The organism is Amycolatopsis sp. CA-126428 (assembly GCF_002904335.1).
In the GTDB taxonomy this organism is placed as follows: Bacteria; Actinomycetota; Actinomycetes; order Mycobacteriales; family Pseudonocardiaceae; genus Amycolatopsis.
Window position 1 is genome coordinate 14222 of record NZ_PPHF01000120.1, and the last position, 17563, is coordinate 31784.

13 protein-coding genes are annotated in these 17563 nt (G+C 69.4%); 5 read left to right on the top strand and 8 right to left on the bottom strand.

Features of this window, described 5'->3' with window-relative positions; genetic code table 11:
• Positions 1 to 357 precede the first annotated feature (357 nt).
• Positions 358 to 651, top strand: coding sequence for a hypothetical protein (locus tag C2L58_RS28605; RefSeq protein WP_103340777.1), 294 nt, complete (start codon positions 358 to 360; stop codon positions 649 to 651).
• A gap of 682 nt (positions 652 to 1333) precedes the next feature.
• Here C2L58_RS28605 and C2L58_RS28615 read toward each other — a convergent pair.
• From C2L58_RS28615 to C2L58_RS28640, 6 genes are read right to left on the bottom strand one after another with little or no spacing between them, the layout of a single operon-like run.
• Positions 1334 to 2818, bottom strand: a complete 1485-nt coding sequence (locus C2L58_RS28615; RefSeq protein ID WP_103340778.1) for an APC family permease — start codon at positions 2816 to 2818, stop codon at positions 1334 to 1336.
• Positions 2819 to 2857: 39 nt separating this feature from the next.
• Positions 2858 to 3904 carry an aldose epimerase family protein gene (locus C2L58_RS28620; RefSeq protein WP_103340779.1) on the bottom strand — a complete coding sequence of 349 codons (1047 nt, stop codon included), beginning with the start codon at positions 3902 to 3904 and terminating at the stop codon, positions 2858 to 2860.
• A gap of 30 nt (positions 3905 to 3934) precedes the next feature.
• Positions 3935 to 4831, bottom strand: coding sequence for an SMP-30/gluconolactonase/LRE family protein (locus C2L58_RS28625; RefSeq protein WP_103340780.1), 897 nt, complete (start codon positions 4829 to 4831; stop codon positions 3935 to 3937).
• Positions 4828 to 5781, bottom strand: coding sequence for a sugar kinase (locus C2L58_RS28630; protein WP_103340781.1), 954 nt, complete (start codon positions 5779 to 5781; stop codon positions 4828 to 4830). The genes C2L58_RS28625 and C2L58_RS28630 overlap by 4 nt, the downstream gene beginning before the upstream one ends.
• A 6-nt stretch (positions 5782 to 5787) precedes the next feature.
• Entirely contained in the window at positions 5788 to 6426 is a 639-nt protein-coding gene (locus tag C2L58_RS28635) for a bifunctional 4-hydroxy-2-oxoglutarate aldolase/2-dehydro-3-deoxy-phosphogluconate aldolase (RefSeq protein WP_103340782.1), read from the bottom strand.
• The gene (locus C2L58_RS28640; RefSeq protein WP_103340817.1) at positions 6423 to 7475 is read right to left on the bottom strand and encodes a zinc-dependent alcohol dehydrogenase; all 1053 of its coding nucleotides are present in this window, start codon (positions 7473 to 7475) and stop codon (positions 6423 to 6425) included. Before C2L58_RS28640 ends, C2L58_RS28635 begins: the two co-directional genes overlap by 4 nt.
• A 155-nt stretch (positions 7476 to 7630) precedes the next feature.
• Between C2L58_RS28640 and C2L58_RS28645 the strand changes: the two genes are divergently transcribed.
• The 4 genes from C2L58_RS28645 to C2L58_RS28660 all read left to right on the top strand — a co-directional run bounded on the left by C2L58_RS28645 (position 7631) and on the right by C2L58_RS28660 (position 12948).
• Positions 7631 to 9373 (top strand): phytoene desaturase family protein, encoded by a 1743-nt coding sequence (locus C2L58_RS28645; protein ID WP_158264189.1) that lies wholly within the window; start codon positions 7631 to 7633, stop codon positions 9371 to 9373.
• Positions 9370 to 10275 carry a dihydrodipicolinate synthase family protein gene (locus C2L58_RS28650; protein ID WP_103340784.1) on the top strand — a complete coding sequence of 302 codons (906 nt, stop codon included), beginning with the start codon at positions 9370 to 9372 and terminating at the stop codon, positions 10273 to 10275. The genes C2L58_RS28645 and C2L58_RS28650 overlap by 4 nt, the downstream gene beginning before the upstream one ends.
• A 2-nt stretch (positions 10276 to 10277) precedes the next feature.
• Positions 10278 to 11957 carry a dihydroxy-acid dehydratase gene (locus tag C2L58_RS28655; protein ID WP_103340785.1) on the top strand — a complete coding sequence of 560 codons (1680 nt, stop codon included), beginning with the start codon at positions 10278 to 10280 and terminating at the stop codon, positions 11955 to 11957.
• Positions 11958 to 12126: 169 nt separating this feature from the next.
• Positions 12127 to 12948 carry an IclR family transcriptional regulator gene (locus C2L58_RS28660; protein ID WP_103340786.1) on the top strand — a complete coding sequence of 274 codons (822 nt, stop codon included), beginning with the start codon at positions 12127 to 12129 and terminating at the stop codon, positions 12946 to 12948.
• 1082 nt (positions 12949 to 14030) lie between these two features.
• Here the strand turns inward: C2L58_RS28660 and C2L58_RS28670 are convergent.
• Both C2L58_RS28670 and C2L58_RS28675 read right to left on the bottom strand, forming a co-directional pair.
• Positions 14031 to 15452, bottom strand: a complete 1422-nt coding sequence (locus C2L58_RS28670) for an FAD-binding oxidoreductase (RefSeq protein WP_103340787.1) — start codon at positions 15450 to 15452, stop codon at positions 14031 to 14033.
• A 74-nt stretch (positions 15453 to 15526) separates the two neighbouring features.
• Positions 15527 to 17503: a LamG domain-containing protein gene (locus C2L58_RS28675; RefSeq protein ID WP_146073704.1), complete on the bottom strand. Its 1977-nt coding sequence runs from the start codon at positions 17501 to 17503 to the stop codon at positions 15527 to 15529.
• Positions 17504 to 17563 lie beyond the last annotated feature (60 nt).

The following is a 17563-nucleotide window of genomic DNA, read 5'->3' on the forward strand; positions in this document are numbered from 1 at the left end:
GACCTTCGACTTGGACGCGGCAATTCGGACGAGGTGAGTCACCCACAACCGCTGCGATTGCTCGGCCGCGACGATATTTTCCGAGCCCCGTTCGACCGCCCCGTGGTGGTAGCGCGGGTGATCATGGAATCCGCCGACAAGGCCCACCGATCGTCAGAGCGCAACTGAAAACCGCGACGACACCGTTCGACCCAAAGCTTTACCCCAAAGGACTAGACCAATAACCAGACAGCATCTCCGAGAACGCTTGACACCACCCCGGGCCCAGCCTTTCCTTGCTAGGCAGGCCCGACAACGATGTCACGCCGCGCTCCCGCCTCGCCGTCGGGGACCACCTCGATCCAGCCTGGAGACGCAATGGGCAAACGCCGGCGCCGTCTCGTCGTCCTGTCCTCACTCCTGCTCGGCTCGCTGACCGCCGTCGCGGCACCCACCGGCGTCGCAGCCGCCGTGGCCGATCCCGCGGCACTGATCAACCCCTTCCTCGGCACCTCCCATGAGGCCAACACCTTCCCCGGTGCCGACGCCCCATTCGGCATGGTGCAGTGGAGCCCCGACACGCCCTCGCCCGGGGGCAGACGTCCTTCGCCGAGTCCAGCTGCGCGACGCGGCGGGTCGCGATGCGGCCGGGAACGACTATGTCGGTGGTGATCCCGTTGGCTGCCGTCTCCCGGAACAGGGTCTTCGACCGGCCGAGCAGGCTCGCGCGCAGCGTGTTGGAGATGCCCGGGTTCGGGGTCGGCGCCACCACCCGGACGACGTGCTCCCGTTTCAAGGCCAGCGACTTCGGCAGTTCCCGGGCGAGCGCGCTGACCGAGTGCTTGTTGATGCCGGCGGGGGCGACGAGTGCGCCCTCGAACGACAGGGTGCGGGCGACTGCGCTGCCGAGGCCGCCGCCGGAGCCGAGCACCAGCGCTGTTCGGCGACCTACGACCGCCTCTGGTCGACGCTCCCCTGCCCTACGGGCTCACGGAGTTCGACGTCCACGAGTTCTTCGCCGGGATCGAGCTGCTGTGCGCGCTGTCGAAGTGCCCGGGCGGCGACCTGTCGATCCACCAGTGGGGCCCGGAGTCCCGCGGCCTCCTCGTGACGTGCCGACCGGTCACCATCGTCGGTCTTGGCGCCTGCGCAGCCGTGGTCACCGTCCGGCTGGACAGCGGACCACGGCTGCGCAGGACCAAGGTGACGGGTGGGCGGGCAGCACGTCTGCGGTCTCCTGCTCCCCGACCGGTTCACGGCCGCCCCCTTTGTCGGTGGCGCCGTGGTGCCCGAATGGTTCACGCTCGGACCGGGCACCGCCGACTACGGTCCGGCAGGCGAGCTGGTCGCGCGGCTACGTCGTCGCGTCGGGATCGCCGGTCTGCCCGATCTTCTCGTACTGCTCCGGACGTTTCCGCCGCAGCCACAGGGCCCGGCCGGCACCGGCCAGCGCGGCCAGGGCGGGCAACGCAGCGAGCGCCGTGACGGCCACCGGACCCGGGTCGCCGACGAGCAAGCTGAAGTTGCTCAGTGAAACCGCCGTCAGCGACACGAGTACGAGCAGGCTCAACGCCGGCGCGATCAGCGTGTGCCACGGGCGGTTGTCGACCGAATTCCTGCGGAAGAAGGCGAACACCGCGACCGAGGCCACCGCCTGGAGGACGATGATGCAGATCGCGCCGATACCGGTCGCCCAGACGTACAGCCCCGTGTAGGGAGGCGCACCGGCGACAGCGAATACGATGATGAGGACCGCCGCCGAGACGGCCTGCACCGTGCACGCGATGTGCGGTGACTGCCGCTCGTGGTGGGTCCTTCCCAGGTGTGTCCACATCAGACCCTGCCGGCCTAGCGCGAACAGGTAGCGAGCAAGGGTGTTGTGGAACGCCAGGACCGCTGCGAAGATGCTCGTCACGATCAGGACCTTCATGATCTCGACGGCGGCAGGGCCGAGGGTCTGCGAAATCGAGCGCTCGGCGAATCCGCCGGGGTCCTGCGCGGCGATTCCCACGACGGCGTCGATTCCGAATGAGTTGATGATCAGCCAGGTCGATGCGGCGTAGAAGACACCCATCGTGATGAGCGCGACGTAGGTCGCGCGTGGAACCGTGCGCCGCGGCTCGATCGCTTCCTCGCCGTAGATGACCGTGGCTTCGAACCCGATGAAGGAGGTGTACGCGAAGACCATCCCGATGCCGACCGCGCCGGCGAAGACGGCCTTCGGATCGAAGGGTTCCCACGAAAGGCCCGCGGGGCCCTCGCCCGATGCTCCGCCGGTCGCGAAGATGACAACGTCGAGCACCACGATGAGCGAGCTTTCCAGCACCAGCATCACCCCGAGTACTCGCGCGCCGAGGCTCACCTGCCGCACCCCCAGCACCCAGCAGAGCGCAGTACCGATCAGGGAATAGATCCACCACGGGATGTCAACTCCGGTGTAGTGCACCACGAGCGGGTTGACGTAGGCACCCAACGCGCCGAACATCCCCGCCTGGATGGCGGTGTAGGAAAAGAGCGCGAACGTGGCCGCGCCGAGTCCCGCCACCCTGCCGAGCCCTTGGGCCACGAAGACGTAGAAACCGCCCGCGTTGACGACCTGCCTGCTCATGGCGGTGTATCCGACGGAGAACAGCAACAGGACGAGCGCGACGACGACGAACGCCCCCGCCGCGCCGATCCCGTTGCCCAGGCCGATGATGACCGGTACCCCGAGCACCACACCGGACAGCGGTGCGGCGGCGGAGACGACGAAGAAGACGATGTGGCCCGCGCCGATGCTGCCACTGCGCAGTCTGCCGGTACTCGTGCCTTTTCCGGCACTGTGGATTTCTTGCGACATTTCGCTCACTACACTCCTTTGGATAGCGACGCGTTGCTGCTACACGGTTCCGAACCTGAGCTCGATCGAGTTCACATAGGACTCACCCGGCTCCAGCCGGGCCGACGGGAAGTGCGGGTGATTCGGTGCCCCCGGAAAGGTCTGGGTTTCGAGGGTGAAGCCGGCGTAGGCCGGGTACACCTCCAACGGGGCTTTGGCCGAGACTCCCCGGAGGTAGCCTCCGGTGTAGAACTGGAGCCCGGGCTGATTGCTCGACAAGGTCAGCCGCCGGCCGCTGCGGGGGTCGGTGGCCTCGAACACCTCCCGCATGCCTTCCCCGTCGAGCACGAAGTTATGGTCGTAACCCGCCGAATCGGTGACTTCACGCCCGGCCGCGGCGTTGTCGACCTCGGCGAGCCGGGCGCCGATCGCTGTCGGGGTGCGGAAGTCGAAGGCCGTGCCGTCGACCGCGCGCACCTCGCCGGTGGCGAGCAGTTCGTCGTCGACGGGGGTGTAGAACGAGCTGCGGATCCGGACGACATGGTCGAGGATAGTGCCGGAGTCGTGTCCACCGAGGTTGAAGTAGGCGTGGTTGACGATGTTCGCGATCGTGGCCGCGTCGGTGGTGGCCCGAATGCCGATGCGCAGCACCGGCGGGACGAGCGTGTAGGTGACGTGGGTGTCGAGGTTGCCGGCGTACCCTTCTTCGCCGTCGCGGGACATGCGGCTGAACCGGACCGAGTTCGCGTCGCGGTCGAGGTGGGTCCGCCACACGTGCTGATCGAAGCCGCGGATACCACCGTGCAGATGGTTCTTCCCCTCGTTCAGCGACAGCTGCACGCCGGCGCCGGCAAGGACGAACTGGCCTTCCTTGATCCGGTTGGCGTAGCGGCCCGCAGTGGCCCCGAAGTAGTTTTCGTCGTGCGCCATCTCTTCGAGGGTGGGCCGCTGCAGCACGACGTCCGCGGTGCGCCCGGATTTGTCGGGCACGTGCAGTTCGACGAGGCGCGCGCCGAGGTTCGTGAGGACCGCGCGCCAGGGTCCCTCGCTGAGGACGACGACGTCCACCTCGGTTCCGTCGACGGTGCGGGTGCTGTGCTCGATCATGGTTCTCCCGGAGGTGTGCGGTGATTCGGCTCAGGGCGCGGAGCTGCGCCACGCGGTGGCGGGCAGTCCGGTTGCGTCGACGCGTGCGGTGAACAGGGCACCCGACCGCGGGTGGGCCGCGCGAGCGGTTTCGTCGAGGTCGTCGATCGCGGTGGTGATCACCAACGTGTCCAGGCCGGGGCCGCCGAACGTCGGGCACGAGACGTACGGGGCATCGACGTGGACGGTGGCGTGCCGGCATCCGTCCGGGGTGAACGCCCGGACCTGCCCGGTCCCCCAGACCGCGAGCCAAACCCGGCCGTCGGCGTCCACGCACAGGCCGTCCGGCGAGCCGTCGGGAACTTCCGTGAAGATCTCGCGCGTGCCCCGGGCTCCCGAACCGACGTCGTACGGACGCCGCCAGACGACGTGGTTCAGCGTGTCGACCGAGTAGAGGACCGTGCCGTCAGGTGACCAGCCGAGCCCGTTGGACATGCCGAGGTCGTCGTCGACGACGTCTTCGCCACCGGGGTGCCACTGGTAAAGGGTTTCCGGTCCGCCGGCTCCCAGGCTCAGCGTGCCGACGAGGAACCGCCCGGCCGGGTCGGTCTTGCCGTCGTTGAGCCGGCGCCGTTCGCCTTGCGAGACCAGCCGGGCGATCGGGGTGACCGTGGTCCCGCCCGGTTCGATTTCGAACAGCTCGTGGTGACCGGCGACCAGGAGGCCGCCCCGGTCGCGGAGGGCGACGGCTCCGACGGTGCGGTCGACGTGCGTCTTCGACGTGGGGACCACCCGGCCGGCACGCAGGATTCCGCGGTGCACATCGCCGAAATGGATGTCGACCCAGACCAGCTCCCGCGCGCGGTAGTCCCACAACGGGCCTTCAGCGAGCGAGTAGGTTTCGGCCGTCGCCTGCTCGGCGTAGTGGTTTTTCGGCACCGTCGTCATCGGACTGTCACTCCCGGCTCCGTTCGTCGTTCGATGTCGCCGGGGCCGGGCAGCCCCTCCCAGTCACCCGCGGTGCCGACCGTGCACGCGGCGCACTTCGTGGCCCAGGCCAAGCGGGTGGCGAGGTCGGCACCGAGGTGCCGGGCGGCGAGGTATCCCGCGGCGAAGCTGTCGCCGGCGCCGATGACGTCGGTCACGGTGACGCCGTCGGCCGGTCGCTCGTGGACCTCTTCACCGCGGGCTGCCGCGAGGGCACCGGCCGCACCGCGTTTGACGATCACCTCGGTCGGCCCGAGGTCGAGTAGGCTTTTCGCGGCCGCCAAAGGGTCGTTCTGCGTGGTCACGAGATCGAGTTCGTCGTGGCCGGCGAAAAGGATGTCGGTGTCGGGCAGCAGTTCGGCCATCGTCGCCCGCGCCCGGGCGCGAGAGGTGAGTGCGTCGCGGTGGTTCACGTCGAGCGAGACCGTGGTCCCGCGTCTTTTGGCGATCGCCACGGCTTCGCGAACGGCGGCGCGGCAACCCGGTCCCAGTGCCGGCGTTATTCCGGTGACGTGCAGTACTTCCACCGTCCCCAGCCGGGTGAACGCGGTGCGGACGTCTTCCGCGTCGAGCCGCGTCCCCGCCAGCCCGTGCCGGTAGTACGTCACGGACGTCAGGTCCGGGGTCCGGTGGTCGCGGAGCATAAATCCGGTCGGGACGTCCTCGACCCGCCGGGCGCATCCGACGTCCACTCCCTCGGCTCGCAGGTCGCGGAGCACCCTCGTCCCGACCTCGTCCGTGCCAACGGTGCCCACCCACGCCGAGGAGAGCCCGAGCCGGCGCACGCCGATCGCGACGGTCGCTTCCGCGCCGGCGGTCGACAGCCGCAACGCGGTCGCCGTCCGTAACGGCGTACCGGCCGATGTCGCGGCCACACCGAGCACTTCGCCCAAAGCCAGCAGCACCACCATCGGCGCTCACTCCGTACATTCCAGCGAAGCGCGGAAGCCGGCGACCCGGGCGCGCAGCGCCTCGAACTCGCCAGACTCCAGGACGTCGCCGAGCAGTGCGCTGCCCAGGCCCACCGCCACCGCGCCGGCCCGCAGATAGTCCGGCGCCCCGGCGAGGGAGACACCGCCGGTCGGCACGAGGGGGATCGACGGGAAGGGCCCCGAGACCAGTTGCCCGACCAGCGGCGGACCGCCTGCCACGGCGGGGAACACCTTGACTGCGGCGGCTCCCGCTTGCCACGCCAGGCTGATTTCGGTGGGAGTGTAGGCGCCCGCGATGACCGGGATCCGGGCCTCGACCGCGAATCCGAGCACCGCAGGCTCGACGATCGGGGTGACGAGGAACCGGGCGCCCGCGGCAGCGGACGCTTCCGCATCGGCCACGGTCACCACGCTGCCGACGCCGACGAACGCAGCCGGACCGGCCGCGTCGAGGACCTCCGGCAGCGCGGCGAGCACGCCCGGCGTGGTGAGCGGGAACTCCACGACGGGAATTCCGCTCTCCACCAGGACCTGCGCGGTCTTCGCGCAGTGCCGTGCCTGCGAGCCGCGCGCGATTGCCACGCACCGGCTCGCGCGGAGGTCGGCCACGCTCAGCGCGCTCATCGCCCGGCGTCCCGGTCCACGACGAACATGACCTTGCCCCGGGCGCCGCCGTCGCCTTCGCGCAGGACCTTGATCGCGCGCTCGAACTGCGTCAGGTCGAACCTGTGGGTGACCAGCGGGAGCGGATCGATCGACCGCGCGTTGAGCAGGCGGACGACTTCGGCCCACGCCTCGGCCGTGTAGCTGAAGCTGCCCCGCAGGGTGAGGTCGTTGTTGACCAGGTCGTCGACCTGGATCCGCGCGGTCTGCCCGTGCCCGGCGATCCCGAGCAGCAGCACCCGGCCGCCCCGGCGCGCGGCCCAGACGGCCGTTTCGACCGCTTGGGTACTGCCCGCCGCTTCGACAACGAGGTCGTAGGCCGCCCTCTCGGGAGTGTCGACGGTGAACGCGTCGGCGCCACTGGCGGTCGCCAGTGCGCCCTGCTCGGCCCGGCGGCCCGCGACCGCCACCCACGCCGGAGACCAGAGCCGGACCAGCATCGCGGCCAGCAGCGCGACCGTTCCGTCGCCGAGCACCAGCACCCGCTCGCCGGGGGCCGGCCGGATTTCCCGGAGGCCCCGCAGGACGACCGCGGCCGGCTCGACCAGGGCCCCGGCCTCGATGGGCACGTCCGACGAGAGCCGGTGCACCAGGTGGGCCGCGACGGCGACCCCGGGCCCGAGCGCGCCGTCGGCGGTGAAGCCGAGTTCGTCGTAGTCCGTGCACAGGTTGGTGGCACCGCGCCGGCATTCGCGGCAGATCCCGCACGCCAGCACGCCTTCGACCACGACGTGGTCCCCGACCGCCAGGGTGTCGACGCCCGAGCCGAGCGCGGCCACCCGGCCGGCCCATTCGTGCCCCAGGACCAGGGGCAGCGACACGTAGGCGGGGTCGAGGTCGCCGTCGATGATCTCCAGATCGGTGCCGCACAGTCCGACGTGCGAAGCCACGACGAGCACTTCACCAGGCCCGGGTGTCGGCGCCGCACGCTCTTCGACCACCACTTCCCGCGGGCCGTGCACGACCAGCGACGGACTTTTGTTCGGCTGTGCCGAATACTGGTTGCTCATGCCGAAAAGCTAACAGGCCACCTGCTGGACTCGCAAGCGCTGTTCACGGCCTTGCGCTCACCCGGGGACGAAGTGTTATCGTTCGGTTGTTCAGAGCATGGTTCTGCACAGCCGAACAACACCTTGCAGTGCGTTGGACGCCCGAAGGAGTCGCCTTGACCGCCCAGCACTACGACGCGATCGTCATCGGCGCCGGCCACAACGGTCTGGTCACCGCCAACTACCTCGCCCGCTACGGGAAGTCGGTCCTCGTCCTGGAGGCGCGCGACGTCGTCGGCGGGGCTTCGGTCACCGAAGAGCTCATCCCAGGCGCGAAGTGGTCTTCTTGCGCCTTCATTGCGGACATGATCCGGCCGGAAATCGTCGCCGACCTCGACCTGCGGCGGTTCGGGTTCCAGATGTACAGCCCCTCGACCATGGGCTTCGCGATGTTCCGCGACGGCCGGCACCTCTTCCTCCACAGGCGCGTCGCCGACACGGTCCGCGAACTGGAGAAGCACTCGAAGTCCGACGCGAAGAACTTCGTCGAGTGGGGTGCCCGGCTCCGCCGGTTCGGCGACTACATGCGGCCGTGGCTGCTGTCTGCGCCGCCGAGCCGGGAGCACATCCGCGCCGAGTTCGCCCGCAACGGCGAGCTGGGCCTCTTCCACGACTTCTTCGAGTCCTCGACGCGAGAGCTGATGGACGGCGCTTTCGAGAACGACCTGATCAAGGGCTTCCTGACCTTTTACGGCATGGTCTCGGTGTTCGCCGGGCCGTCGACGCCCGGCACGTCCTACGTGTTCGGCCACCACTCCTCCGGCGACTTCGACGGCGAGTTCGGCGTGTGGGGCTTCGTCCGCGGCGGCATGGGCGGCTTCACCCAGGCGCTGGCCGACTCCGCACGCCACCAGGGCGTGACCATCCGAACGTCGGCCCGGGTCGCGCGGGTCCTCACCCGCGACGGACGCGCCACCGGCGTCGCCCTGAAGACCGGCGAGGAGTTCACCGCCGGCGTCGTCGTTTCGAATGCCGACCCGGTGCGCTCACTGCTCGGCTTTCTCGACCCCGCCGCGCTCGACCCGCAGCTGCGTGAACGCGTCTCAGACATCGACCAGCGTGGCTCGATGGCCCGGATCCACCTGCTGATCGACGAACTTCCGGCCTACCTGGGCCTGCCCGCCGGAATCGGACCGCAGCACCTAGGGCACCAGATGCTCGGCGCGTCGGTGGAGAACTTCGAGAATGCGTGGAAGGCCGAACAGGCAGGTGTGATCGCCGAGGACTACGCCATCGAAGCCGTCATCCAGTCCGCCACCGACCCGACCCTGGCACCCCGCGGGCTGCACACACTGACCCTCGGCGTGCAGCAGCTGCCGGGCGAGCTGTCCACGAAGGGCGGCTGGAGCGCGGCCAAGGAGTCGTGGGCAGACCTGATCGTGGACCGCCTGTGCGACTACGCACCCAACCTCAAGGCCCACATCCTCGACCGGCACGTCATCACGCCCAAGGACCTCGAAGACGAGTGGTCGCTGACCGGCGGAAACATCTTCCACGCGGCCATGTTCGACGACCAGCTCTTCAGCGGCCGCCCGCTGCCCGAGCTCTCGGAGTACGCCACGCCGATCGAGGGCTACTACCTCTGCGGCGCCGGCACCCACCCCGGCGGCGGCGTCATGGGCGCCAGCGGCCGCAACGCCGCCTACCGGATCCTGCAGGACCAGGCGCTGGCGAAACTCGACCGGCCCGCGAAGATCCCTCGGGCCCGGTTCACCGACCGGGTGGCCATGCACAAGCTCGGGCGGGAGATCTCCTACCGCGTCGCGCGACAACCCGTGTTCGACAAGGCACTCGGGTTCATCACTCGCGTCCCGATCCCGGAGCCGACGTCCTTCCCCACCACCGAGGTCGCCCGATGACCACCATCCCCAGTGGCGTCCTGCCCGTGATCGCGACCCCGTTCACCGAGGACGGGACGATCGACGAAGCGAGCCTGCGCAGCCAGATCGAGTTCGCCATCACCCACGGCGCGCACGGCGTCGTGCTCGGCATGGTGTCGGAGGTGCTGCGCCTGTCCGGGGCCGAACGCGCCCGGCTGGCCGATCTGACCTGCGACGCCGTCGCGGGCCGCGTCAGCGTCACCACCAGCGTCGGCGCGGAAAGCACGCACACGGCCGTCCGGCTGGCCGGGCAGGCCGCCGGCTCGGGCGCCGACGCGGTGATGGCCATCCCGCCGATGGCCACCGCCTGCGACGACGAGCAGCTGTTCGGCTACTTCTCAGCGCTCGTCGAGTCGATCGAAATCCCGGTCGTGGTCCAGGACGCCAGCGGTTACCTCGGGCGGCCGCTCAGCATCGACCTGCAAGCCCGCCTCTACGACGCTTACGGCAACCAGGTGCTGTTCAAGCCCGAAGCGCAGCCGATCGGCCCCCGGCTGTCCGCGCTGCTCGCCGCGACCCACGGCAAGGCCAAAGTGTACGAGGGCACCGGCGGGCTGGCACTGGTCGACAGCCACCGCCGCGGGATCACCGGTACCATGCCCGGGCCCGACATCGTCTGGGCGCTGGTCCGGCTGTGGCGGGCGCTCGAAGACGCGGACTGGGACACGGTGAACCGCCTCCAAGGCCCGATCAGCTCCCTGGTCTCGCTACAGAACAGCCTCGATTCCTTTGTGGCGGTGCAAAAGCACCTGCTCGTCCGCCAGGGCGTCATCCGGAGCGCGACCGCCCGCGGCCCGGTCGGGTACGTCCTCGATAAGGAAACCGCGGGTGAGGTCGACCGGCTCTTCGACGTGCTCGCCGCCGCCGGCCACCCCTGCTGATGATGGCGCTGCGCAGCGACCGGTGGTTCCGGCGCGACGACGAAGTGGGGGTCGAGCACCGGGCCGCGATGCACGCCGCGGGACGGCCGATCGCCGGAGACGGTGAGCGGCCGGTGATCGCGCTGCTCAACTCCACCAGCGACCTGAACCCCTGCAACGCACCGCTTTCCGGGCTGGTCGAGCACGTGAAGCAAGGCGTGCTCGACGCCGGCGGCATCCCCGTCGAGCTGGCGACCATGTCGCTCGGCGAAGACCTGATGAAGCCGACCGCCATGCTCTACCGGAACCTGATGGCGATGGAGGTCGAAGAAACCCTGCGCGCGAACCCGATCGACGGAGTGGTCCTGCTCGGCAACTGCGACAAGACCATCCCCGCCCAGCTGATGGGCGCGGCCAGCGCCGATCTGCCGACCGCCCAGCTCGGCGGCGGCTACCGCCTCCCCGGCCGGTTCCGCGGACGGGAGGTCGGCGCCGGCACGGACCTGTGGACGTTCTGGGACGAGCGGCGGGCGGGTCGCCTCGGCGACACCGAGTGGCGGGAACTGGAACGTGCCCTCGGCTGCAGCCCCGGAGCGTGCAACGTCATGGGCACCGCCCTGACCATGGCGATGCTGGCCGAGGTCCTCGGGGTGATGGTGCCCGGCGCCGCCACTTTGGCCGTCGGCTCGCCGCGGCAAGCGGAGCTGGCCCGCGAAACCGGACGGCGGATTGTGCGGCAAACCCTGGCCGGTGAAACGCTGAGCACGCTGCTTACGCGCGAAGCGTTTCTCCGGGCGTTGCGTGCCTTGGCCGCCATCGGCGGATCCACCAACGCGATCCTGCACCTGACCGCCATCGCCGGCCGCCGGATGATCGAGCTCACTCCCGACGACCTGGCCGCCGCGGCCCGCGCCGTCCCGGTGCTCGCCGACGTCCGGCCGATCGGCAGGCACACCATGTCAGCCTTCGACGCCGCGGGCGGGATCCAGGCCATTCTTTCCACCATGGATTCCGGGGTGGTACCGCCTCCGGCCGCGAAGGTCCCCGCGGTCGTCCGCGCGCCGGGGTCGCCGGTCACCGAGCTACCCGCGTTCGCCGTCGTCCGGGGCAATATCGCACCCGCCGGAGCGGTGGTCAAAGCCGCGGCGACCAGCGGCCGGCTCCTCCGGCACACCGGTCGTGCGGTGGTGTTCCGGGGGTACGGCGACCTGCTCGCCCGTATCGACGACCCCGAGCTCGAGGTCACCACGGACTCCGTGCTGGTGCTCACCGGGTGCGGGCCGAGGGGGGGTGACGGGTTCCCGGAGTGGGGCATGCTGCCCATCCCCCGCAAGCTGGCCCAGCGCGGGGTCACCGACATGGTGCGCATCAGCGACGCGCGGATGAGCGGAACCAGCTTCGGCACCTGCGTCCTGCACATCGCTCCGGAGGCGGCGATCCTCGGCCCGCTCGCCGCGGTCCGCGACGGCGACCTGATCACCCTGGACGCGCTCGCGGGCAGGCTCGAAGCCGACCTCACCGAGGACGAGATCACCGCTCGGCTCGCGCACCTGCAGCCGTCACCGGAGCGGCACCGCCGCGGCTGGCCCGCGCTCTACCAACGCCACGTCCTGCAGGCAGACCGCGGCGCGGACTTCGACTTCCTCGTGCCGCAGGACGAAGCCGAACTGGCCTTCATCGACCCCGTCGTGGGAAGGTCGTGAACGACGGTCACGAGGTGTTCGCGCGACCAGGATATCGAAGAACGCCAGGGCGGAGCAGTACGCCACCGACCGGCGTTTGCCTACGGCGAACCTCGCCGCGGACCTCCCGTTCCTTCAACTACTGCCTGTACGAAACCGACTGGGCGGAACCTTTGCTAACCTATTCGGCATGACCGTCAGTGATTCGGTTGAGCCGAACACCCCGGGACGCGGGAAGTACAGTCTGCAAGGGCTGTCAAGGTCCATCCGCTTACTGAACGGACTAGCCGCCGCAGGAAGCGCAGGAATGACCTTGACCGAAGCGGCCCAGCTCATCGAAACCACGAAGAGCAGCGCATTTTCGGTGCTGCGCACCCTGATGGACTTCGACTACGTCAGTACGACCGGCTCCGGGCCGCGGTATCGGCTCGGGCCGGCGGTGCTGCGGCTCGCTGACAGCTACTCCCAGTCCGTGCCCTGGCTCGAAGTCGCCCGGCCGGTCGCAGCATCGCTGACTGCACGCACCGGATGGACCTCGCGGGTCGCCTCCCACATCGGCGGGCACCCGGTGTTCCAGGACCGGGTCGACGCTCCGGGAACGATCCGTTTCCACACCGAGCTGGGCATCCGCGAGCTGCCGCACCGCAGCGCGGCGGGCAAGGCGATCCTGGCTTGCCTGACAGACGACGAAGTCCGAAGCATCATCAGCGAAACCGGGCTGCCCCGACGCACCCGCAACACGATCACCGACGTCGAGGCACTGCTGCAGGACTTGAAGCTCACCCGCGAACGCGGTTACGCCGTCGACGACGAAGAAGACGACGAGGGCGTGTTCTGCCTCGCCGCGGCCTTCCACTCGGCGGACACGGTCCCGCTGGGCGCCATCAGCATCACGGGCCTGAAGACAGACATGCCAGATTGGCGCCTGCACCAGACGAGCCCCGTCGTACGCGAGGCGGCCGACAAAATCACGCATGCTCTGGGCGGGAGGTCCGCAACTCGCCGGTCATGATCACCGGCCACCATCCATAATCTGTCCATGCCGGGGCGATGGTCCCGGCTACGACAATGCGACAGCTGCCACGACGTCGCCCGATCATTTGCTCACACTCCCGGCACCTGACGCAGCGGCGATCACCGTCGACCTGGTGCGCGCCGCGCTGGTCGCATCGGCGGCGATCCTCGAGCTGGCGCTGCCGGTCGTGGCGGCCCCGCTTGTGCTGGCGCAGGCGACTGGAGCACCGCAACGCCGCGCGGGCGGACCGCGGCCGCGGCACTGCCGGGCGAGCAGTACGTGCTGGGCAAGGGTGTGCTCGAGATGATCGTGCAGCTGGCGCAACGGTTCGCCACCGGCGGCACACTCGTGGCGGGCACGGGCACGCGCCCGGCAACGACGTTGCCGGGCGACGCCGGGAGCTTCCTCGTCTCGGCCGCGGTGATCCGTCCCGGGGTGCACCAGCGGCCCGCGCCGAACGTCACGGAGACCGGCGCGGTGGTCGGGCCCGCGGGCGCCGGCGGTGTGGCGCAGTACCCCAGGGGCGTGGCAGACGAGAGTGACCGGCTTGCCCGAGCGCAGGGTGGTTCCGGGACGGCGGTAGCCGGCTATCGGACTCCCGCACAGATACACGCATCGGATCGGACCTCGCACTCGCCGTTCCCGGAAGCAGCCTCCGCGATCTCGCCTGGGGCGCGTCGTGGCGATCCACTGGCCCAAGGTTTGTCCCCTGAAGAGGCGCCAGTGCCCGCCTACAGCGAACTGGTGGTCGACGCCAGGTCCACGAGGCGTGGAGGAAACTGGCCGACGCGCCGTCCTGGGCCGCCTCGTACCGCAATTCCCGCAACATCAAGCTCGACAACGCGGACGAACCGGGACCCGGTTCCGCTGGTCCACCTTCAACGTCCGAGTGGCCTGCGTGGTGACGTTCTTCGATCCGCACCGCGAACTCGGGTGAACGGGAACCGCGCTCGGCACGCGGGGACACCACCGGTGACGGCTGACCCCGCAGTCCGACGGAACAACGCACGTCGTGACCGAGGAAACTCAGCACGGTGCGTACCGACGCTCGTGGGTCGCACGCTCCGCAGCTGCTTGCATCATTGACTCCAGCGATGGCTGGAAGGATAGGACTCCCCCGGATCGCCGCGGTGACCCAGTACGGCGCCGGGGTTGAAGATCCCGTCCGGGTCAAGCGCGTATTTCACCGCGTGGTGCACTGCCATGCCCACTTCGCCGATCTCCCGAGCCAGCCATTCTCGCTTGAGACGACCGATACCGTGCTCCCCGCTGACGGTGCCACCCAGGGACAACCCAAGGTCCAAGATTGCGTCGAAAGCCTGCCTCGCCCGGATTTCTCCCTGAGGACCGGAGAACACGATGGTGGGATGCATGTTGCCGTCGCCGGCGTGGCCGACGACGGCGATGCGCAGGTCCAGTCGCCCGGCGATGTGCTCGCACCCGTCGATCAGTTCCGCGATGCGAGAGCGGGGAACGCAGACGTCGTCGGTGAGCAGTGTGCCGTAGGCCTCCAGCGCGGTGAGCACCACACGGCGTGCCTGCAGCAGCAGGGCGCCCTCGGCCTCGTCGGCCGCGATGTGGGTGAACACGGCGTTGTGCTTCTCGCAGACCCGAGCCAAGGCCACGACTTCTTCGTCCCCGGCGGCCCCCGCGTCGGATTGCGCCAGGAGCAACGCGCGGGTGCCGTCGCCAGCGCTGAGGTCGGTGCGCAAGTGTGCTTCCGCGGCACGGATCGACGCTTCGTCCATGATCTCCAGCAACGACGGAACCAGCCCGGCACGGACCGCGTCCGTCACTGCCGCTCCCGCGTCGGCGGCCGAGAAGAACGCCGCCACGAGTGTGGTCGGCGGCGGGGGTGCCGGACGCAGCGCCAGTGTCGCCTCGGTGATCACGCCCAGAGTGCCTTCACTGCCGACGAACAGCCGCGTCAGGTCGTAGCCGGCCACTCCCTTCGCGGTCCGCCGTCCGGTGCGCAGCACCTCGCCTGATGCCAGGACGACCTCGAGACCGAGTACGAAGTCCGCGGTGACGCCATACTTCACGCAGCACAGACCGCCCGCGTTGGTCGCGAGGTTGCCGCCGATCGTGGACCAGTCGAAACTGGAGGGATCCGGCGGGTAGAAGAGGCCGTGGCCGGCGACGTGGTCACGCAAGTGACGGGTGATCACCCCGGGTTGCACGACGGCCAGCCGGTTCCCCGGGTCGACTTCGAGGACCCGGTCGAGCTTGGTCGACGACAGCACCACGCACCCGTCGACTGCGTTGGCCCCGCCGGCCAGACCACTTCCAGCGCCGCGCGGGACGATGGGCACACCGTGGTCAGCGCAGGCGCGCACCACCGCGGACACCCCGGCTGTGTCGGCAGGAAAGACCACGGCGAGTGGCCGCCCGGCTGGTGCCAGCGGCATCATGTCGCGGGCGTAGGAGCCGGTGATGTCGGGATCGGTGAGCACTGCGACGTCACCAAGTTCGGCGCGGAGCCGCTCGAGCAGGCTGTCCATCGGTTTCCTCGGTGGTGGGTAGTCGTTCCCGTCCGCTGGGGAACGCGGACGGGAACGACGGGTTCGGGTGGCGCCTAGAAGTGGACGAGCGACCGGTCGATGATCAGTACCGGCGAGTCGTACACCGGGACGCCGGTGAAGGTGTACGACGTGCCGTTGCGTGACCAAGCAGCGTCCGGGATGTCGTGGATCGCCCCGGTCCGCAGGTCGACGTAGACGGGATCAGTGAAGTCACCGGCCGCGAACGTCATGGTGACTGGGGTACGAGTGTTGTCGTTCCCCGGAACGGCATCCTGGAACCACAGGGCGACCGCTTGTTTTCCGGTCCCCTGCTTCGCGAACGCCTGGACGTTGACGGAGGTCGATGTCGTGTCGCTGTACCGGAAGTTTGCGATCGGGTGCAGCGTCGCGTCCACTGTGGAGGTCAGCGACTGCACCGCGTAGTAGGACGGCTTGGCGTAACGGATGGTCTTGTCGGTGTTGGTCTGTAGCAGGCCCTTGGTGTTGTGCTGGTTACCGAAGTAGAGCGCGTCGGAGATCGTGAACAGGGAAGTGCTGACCCCGCGGCCGAGGTCGTTGAGTGCACGTCGCAGCAACCACTTGGACTGGCTCAGCTCGGTCCAGTCCAGGTCGCCCAGCGCGCCGAAGCTGGGCGATGCGGTGCTGGGCGCGCCGTTTTCGCCCTGGCGCAGGGTGATGCGCTGGTGGTAGCTGTCCGCGGCCGTCTGCAACGTCGCCATCTGCTTGGCCACCCACGGGTCGTCGGGGTTGGGTTGGTACGGGTGATAGGTCACACCGTCAAGCAGGTCGATCCGGCCACTGGCGTTCACATCCGTCATGAACGCCGTCAGGAACGGCACGTCGATGCTGGCCGACACGCCACCGTAGATGAATGAGGAGGCTTGGGCCGCGCGAACCAGCTTCGCCGTGCGGACGAAGAACGTCGCGTAGTCGGCCGCCGAGATGCTGCTGTTCGGCTCGTTCCAGATCTCCCAGTCGGTGACCCGGTCCCGGTAGCGGGTGACCGTATCGGTCACCCACTTGTCCCACGCCGCCAACGCCGCGGTCGATGTCGGCAGCACGCCACCCAGCCCGCTGCCGCCGCCGCCGGAGTACGCGCCATTGCCGTAGGACAGCTGCAGCCACGGGCGTACGCCGCGTGAGAGCGCGTCGTCGACCGCGGTGTCGAGCCACCCCCAGTTGCGCGCACCCGGGGTGGGTTCGACTTTCGCCCAGCCGGCCTGCATCCGAACCTTGGTGGCACCGAGCGGACCGAGGTACTTCCGGTACGACGAGTAGTCGACGTAGTCGCGGTCCTGGGTTTCCGCACCGATGCCGATGTTCGACGCGCCGATGGCGGACGCGGAGCGCGGAGCGACCGACCCGATCTGCGGCCAGGTGGTCCCGTTCGCCTCGGTCGTCACGCGGACGTCGTCCACCCAGACCGTGCCCGTCTCGGGCGTGGACACGCCGACTCGCACACTGTCGAGCTTCGCGGTTGCCGTGCGGAACGCGTAGCCGGTGCCTTTGCGGACGCCGTCGACGTAGAGCGTCGCCGTCGACGGCCGCACGATCGCCCGCACGTCGTACCAGGTGTTCGCGGCGTAGTCGCCGAGTACGGCCTTGGTCGTTCCGTTGTAGGTGTAGAACTGGCCTCCCGCACCCAGTCCGAAGGTGAACGCGGTACCGCCGGGACCCGTGACGTTCAGGCCGATCGTCGCGCTCGTCTGTTCGGCTCGCAGGCGGGCGCCGATGACCACGGTGTCGGTCGTCGCGGTGAAAGCACGTGCGGCTCCGGTGGACGCGAGGGTGGACGTGTCGCGAATCCGCAGTGCGCGGTCCGGCGCGAGGTCTTGGACGGTGGCGGTGCCGCCACCGGAGTCGACCGTCCAGCCCGGCGGTGCCGAGTTCGGCGCCGCGGTGGCGAAAGTGTCCTCAATCGCCGTGGCAGCCTCTGCCGTCCCGGCCGGGACGACGGCCATCGCACTGGCGGCGAGAGCCAGGACAGCGGCGAAAAGCATCGACTTCCCGAGGAATGTGGATATGCGCACTGCGGGACCTCCAGGTCAGGGCAGGGAGCTTGACGTAGCCGTGTCGGAGGACGGCGGGTG

What these genes read in the sequence shown, in the direction of transcription:
- C2L58_RS28635 (WP_103340782.1), bottom strand. Translation starts at nt 6,426, where the DNA reads ATGAGCGCGCTGAGCGTGGCCGACCTCCGCGCGAGCCGGTGCGTGGCA.
- C2L58_RS28650 (WP_103340784.1), top strand. Translation starts at nt 9,370, where the DNA reads ATGACCACCATCCCCAGTGGCGTCCTGCCCGTGATCGCGACCCCGTTC.
- C2L58_RS28605 (WP_103340777.1), top strand. Translation starts at nt 358, where the DNA reads ATGGGCAAACGCCGGCGCCGTCTCGTCGTCCTGTCCTCACTCCTGCTC.
- C2L58_RS28660 (WP_103340786.1), top strand. Translation starts at nt 12,127, where the DNA reads ATGACCGTCAGTGATTCGGTTGAGCCGAACACCCCGGGACGCGGGAAG.
- C2L58_RS28655 (WP_103340785.1), top strand. Translation starts at nt 10,278, where the DNA reads ATGGCGCTGCGCAGCGACCGGTGGTTCCGGCGCGACGACGAAGTGGGG.
- C2L58_RS28615 (WP_103340778.1), bottom strand. Translation starts at nt 2,818, where the DNA reads ATGTCGCAAGAAATCCACAGTGCCGGAAAAGGCACGAGTACCGGCAGA.
- C2L58_RS28620 (WP_103340779.1), bottom strand. Translation starts at nt 3,904, where the DNA reads ATGATCGAGCACAGCACCCGCACCGTCGACGGAACCGAGGTGGACGTC.
- C2L58_RS28670 (WP_103340787.1), bottom strand. Translation starts at nt 15,452, where the DNA reads ATGGACAGCCTGCTCGAGCGGCTCCGCGCCGAACTTGGTGACGTCGCA.
- C2L58_RS28640 (WP_103340817.1), bottom strand. Translation starts at nt 7,475, where the DNA reads ATGAGCAACCAGTATTCGGCACAGCCGAACAAAAGTCCGTCGCTGGTC.
- C2L58_RS28625 (WP_103340780.1), bottom strand. Translation starts at nt 4,831, where the DNA reads ATGACGACGGTGCCGAAAAACCACTACGCCGAGCAGGCGACGGCCGAA.
- C2L58_RS28630 (WP_103340781.1), bottom strand. Translation starts at nt 5,781, where the DNA reads ATGGTGGTGCTGCTGGCTTTGGGCGAAGTGCTCGGTGTGGCCGCGACA.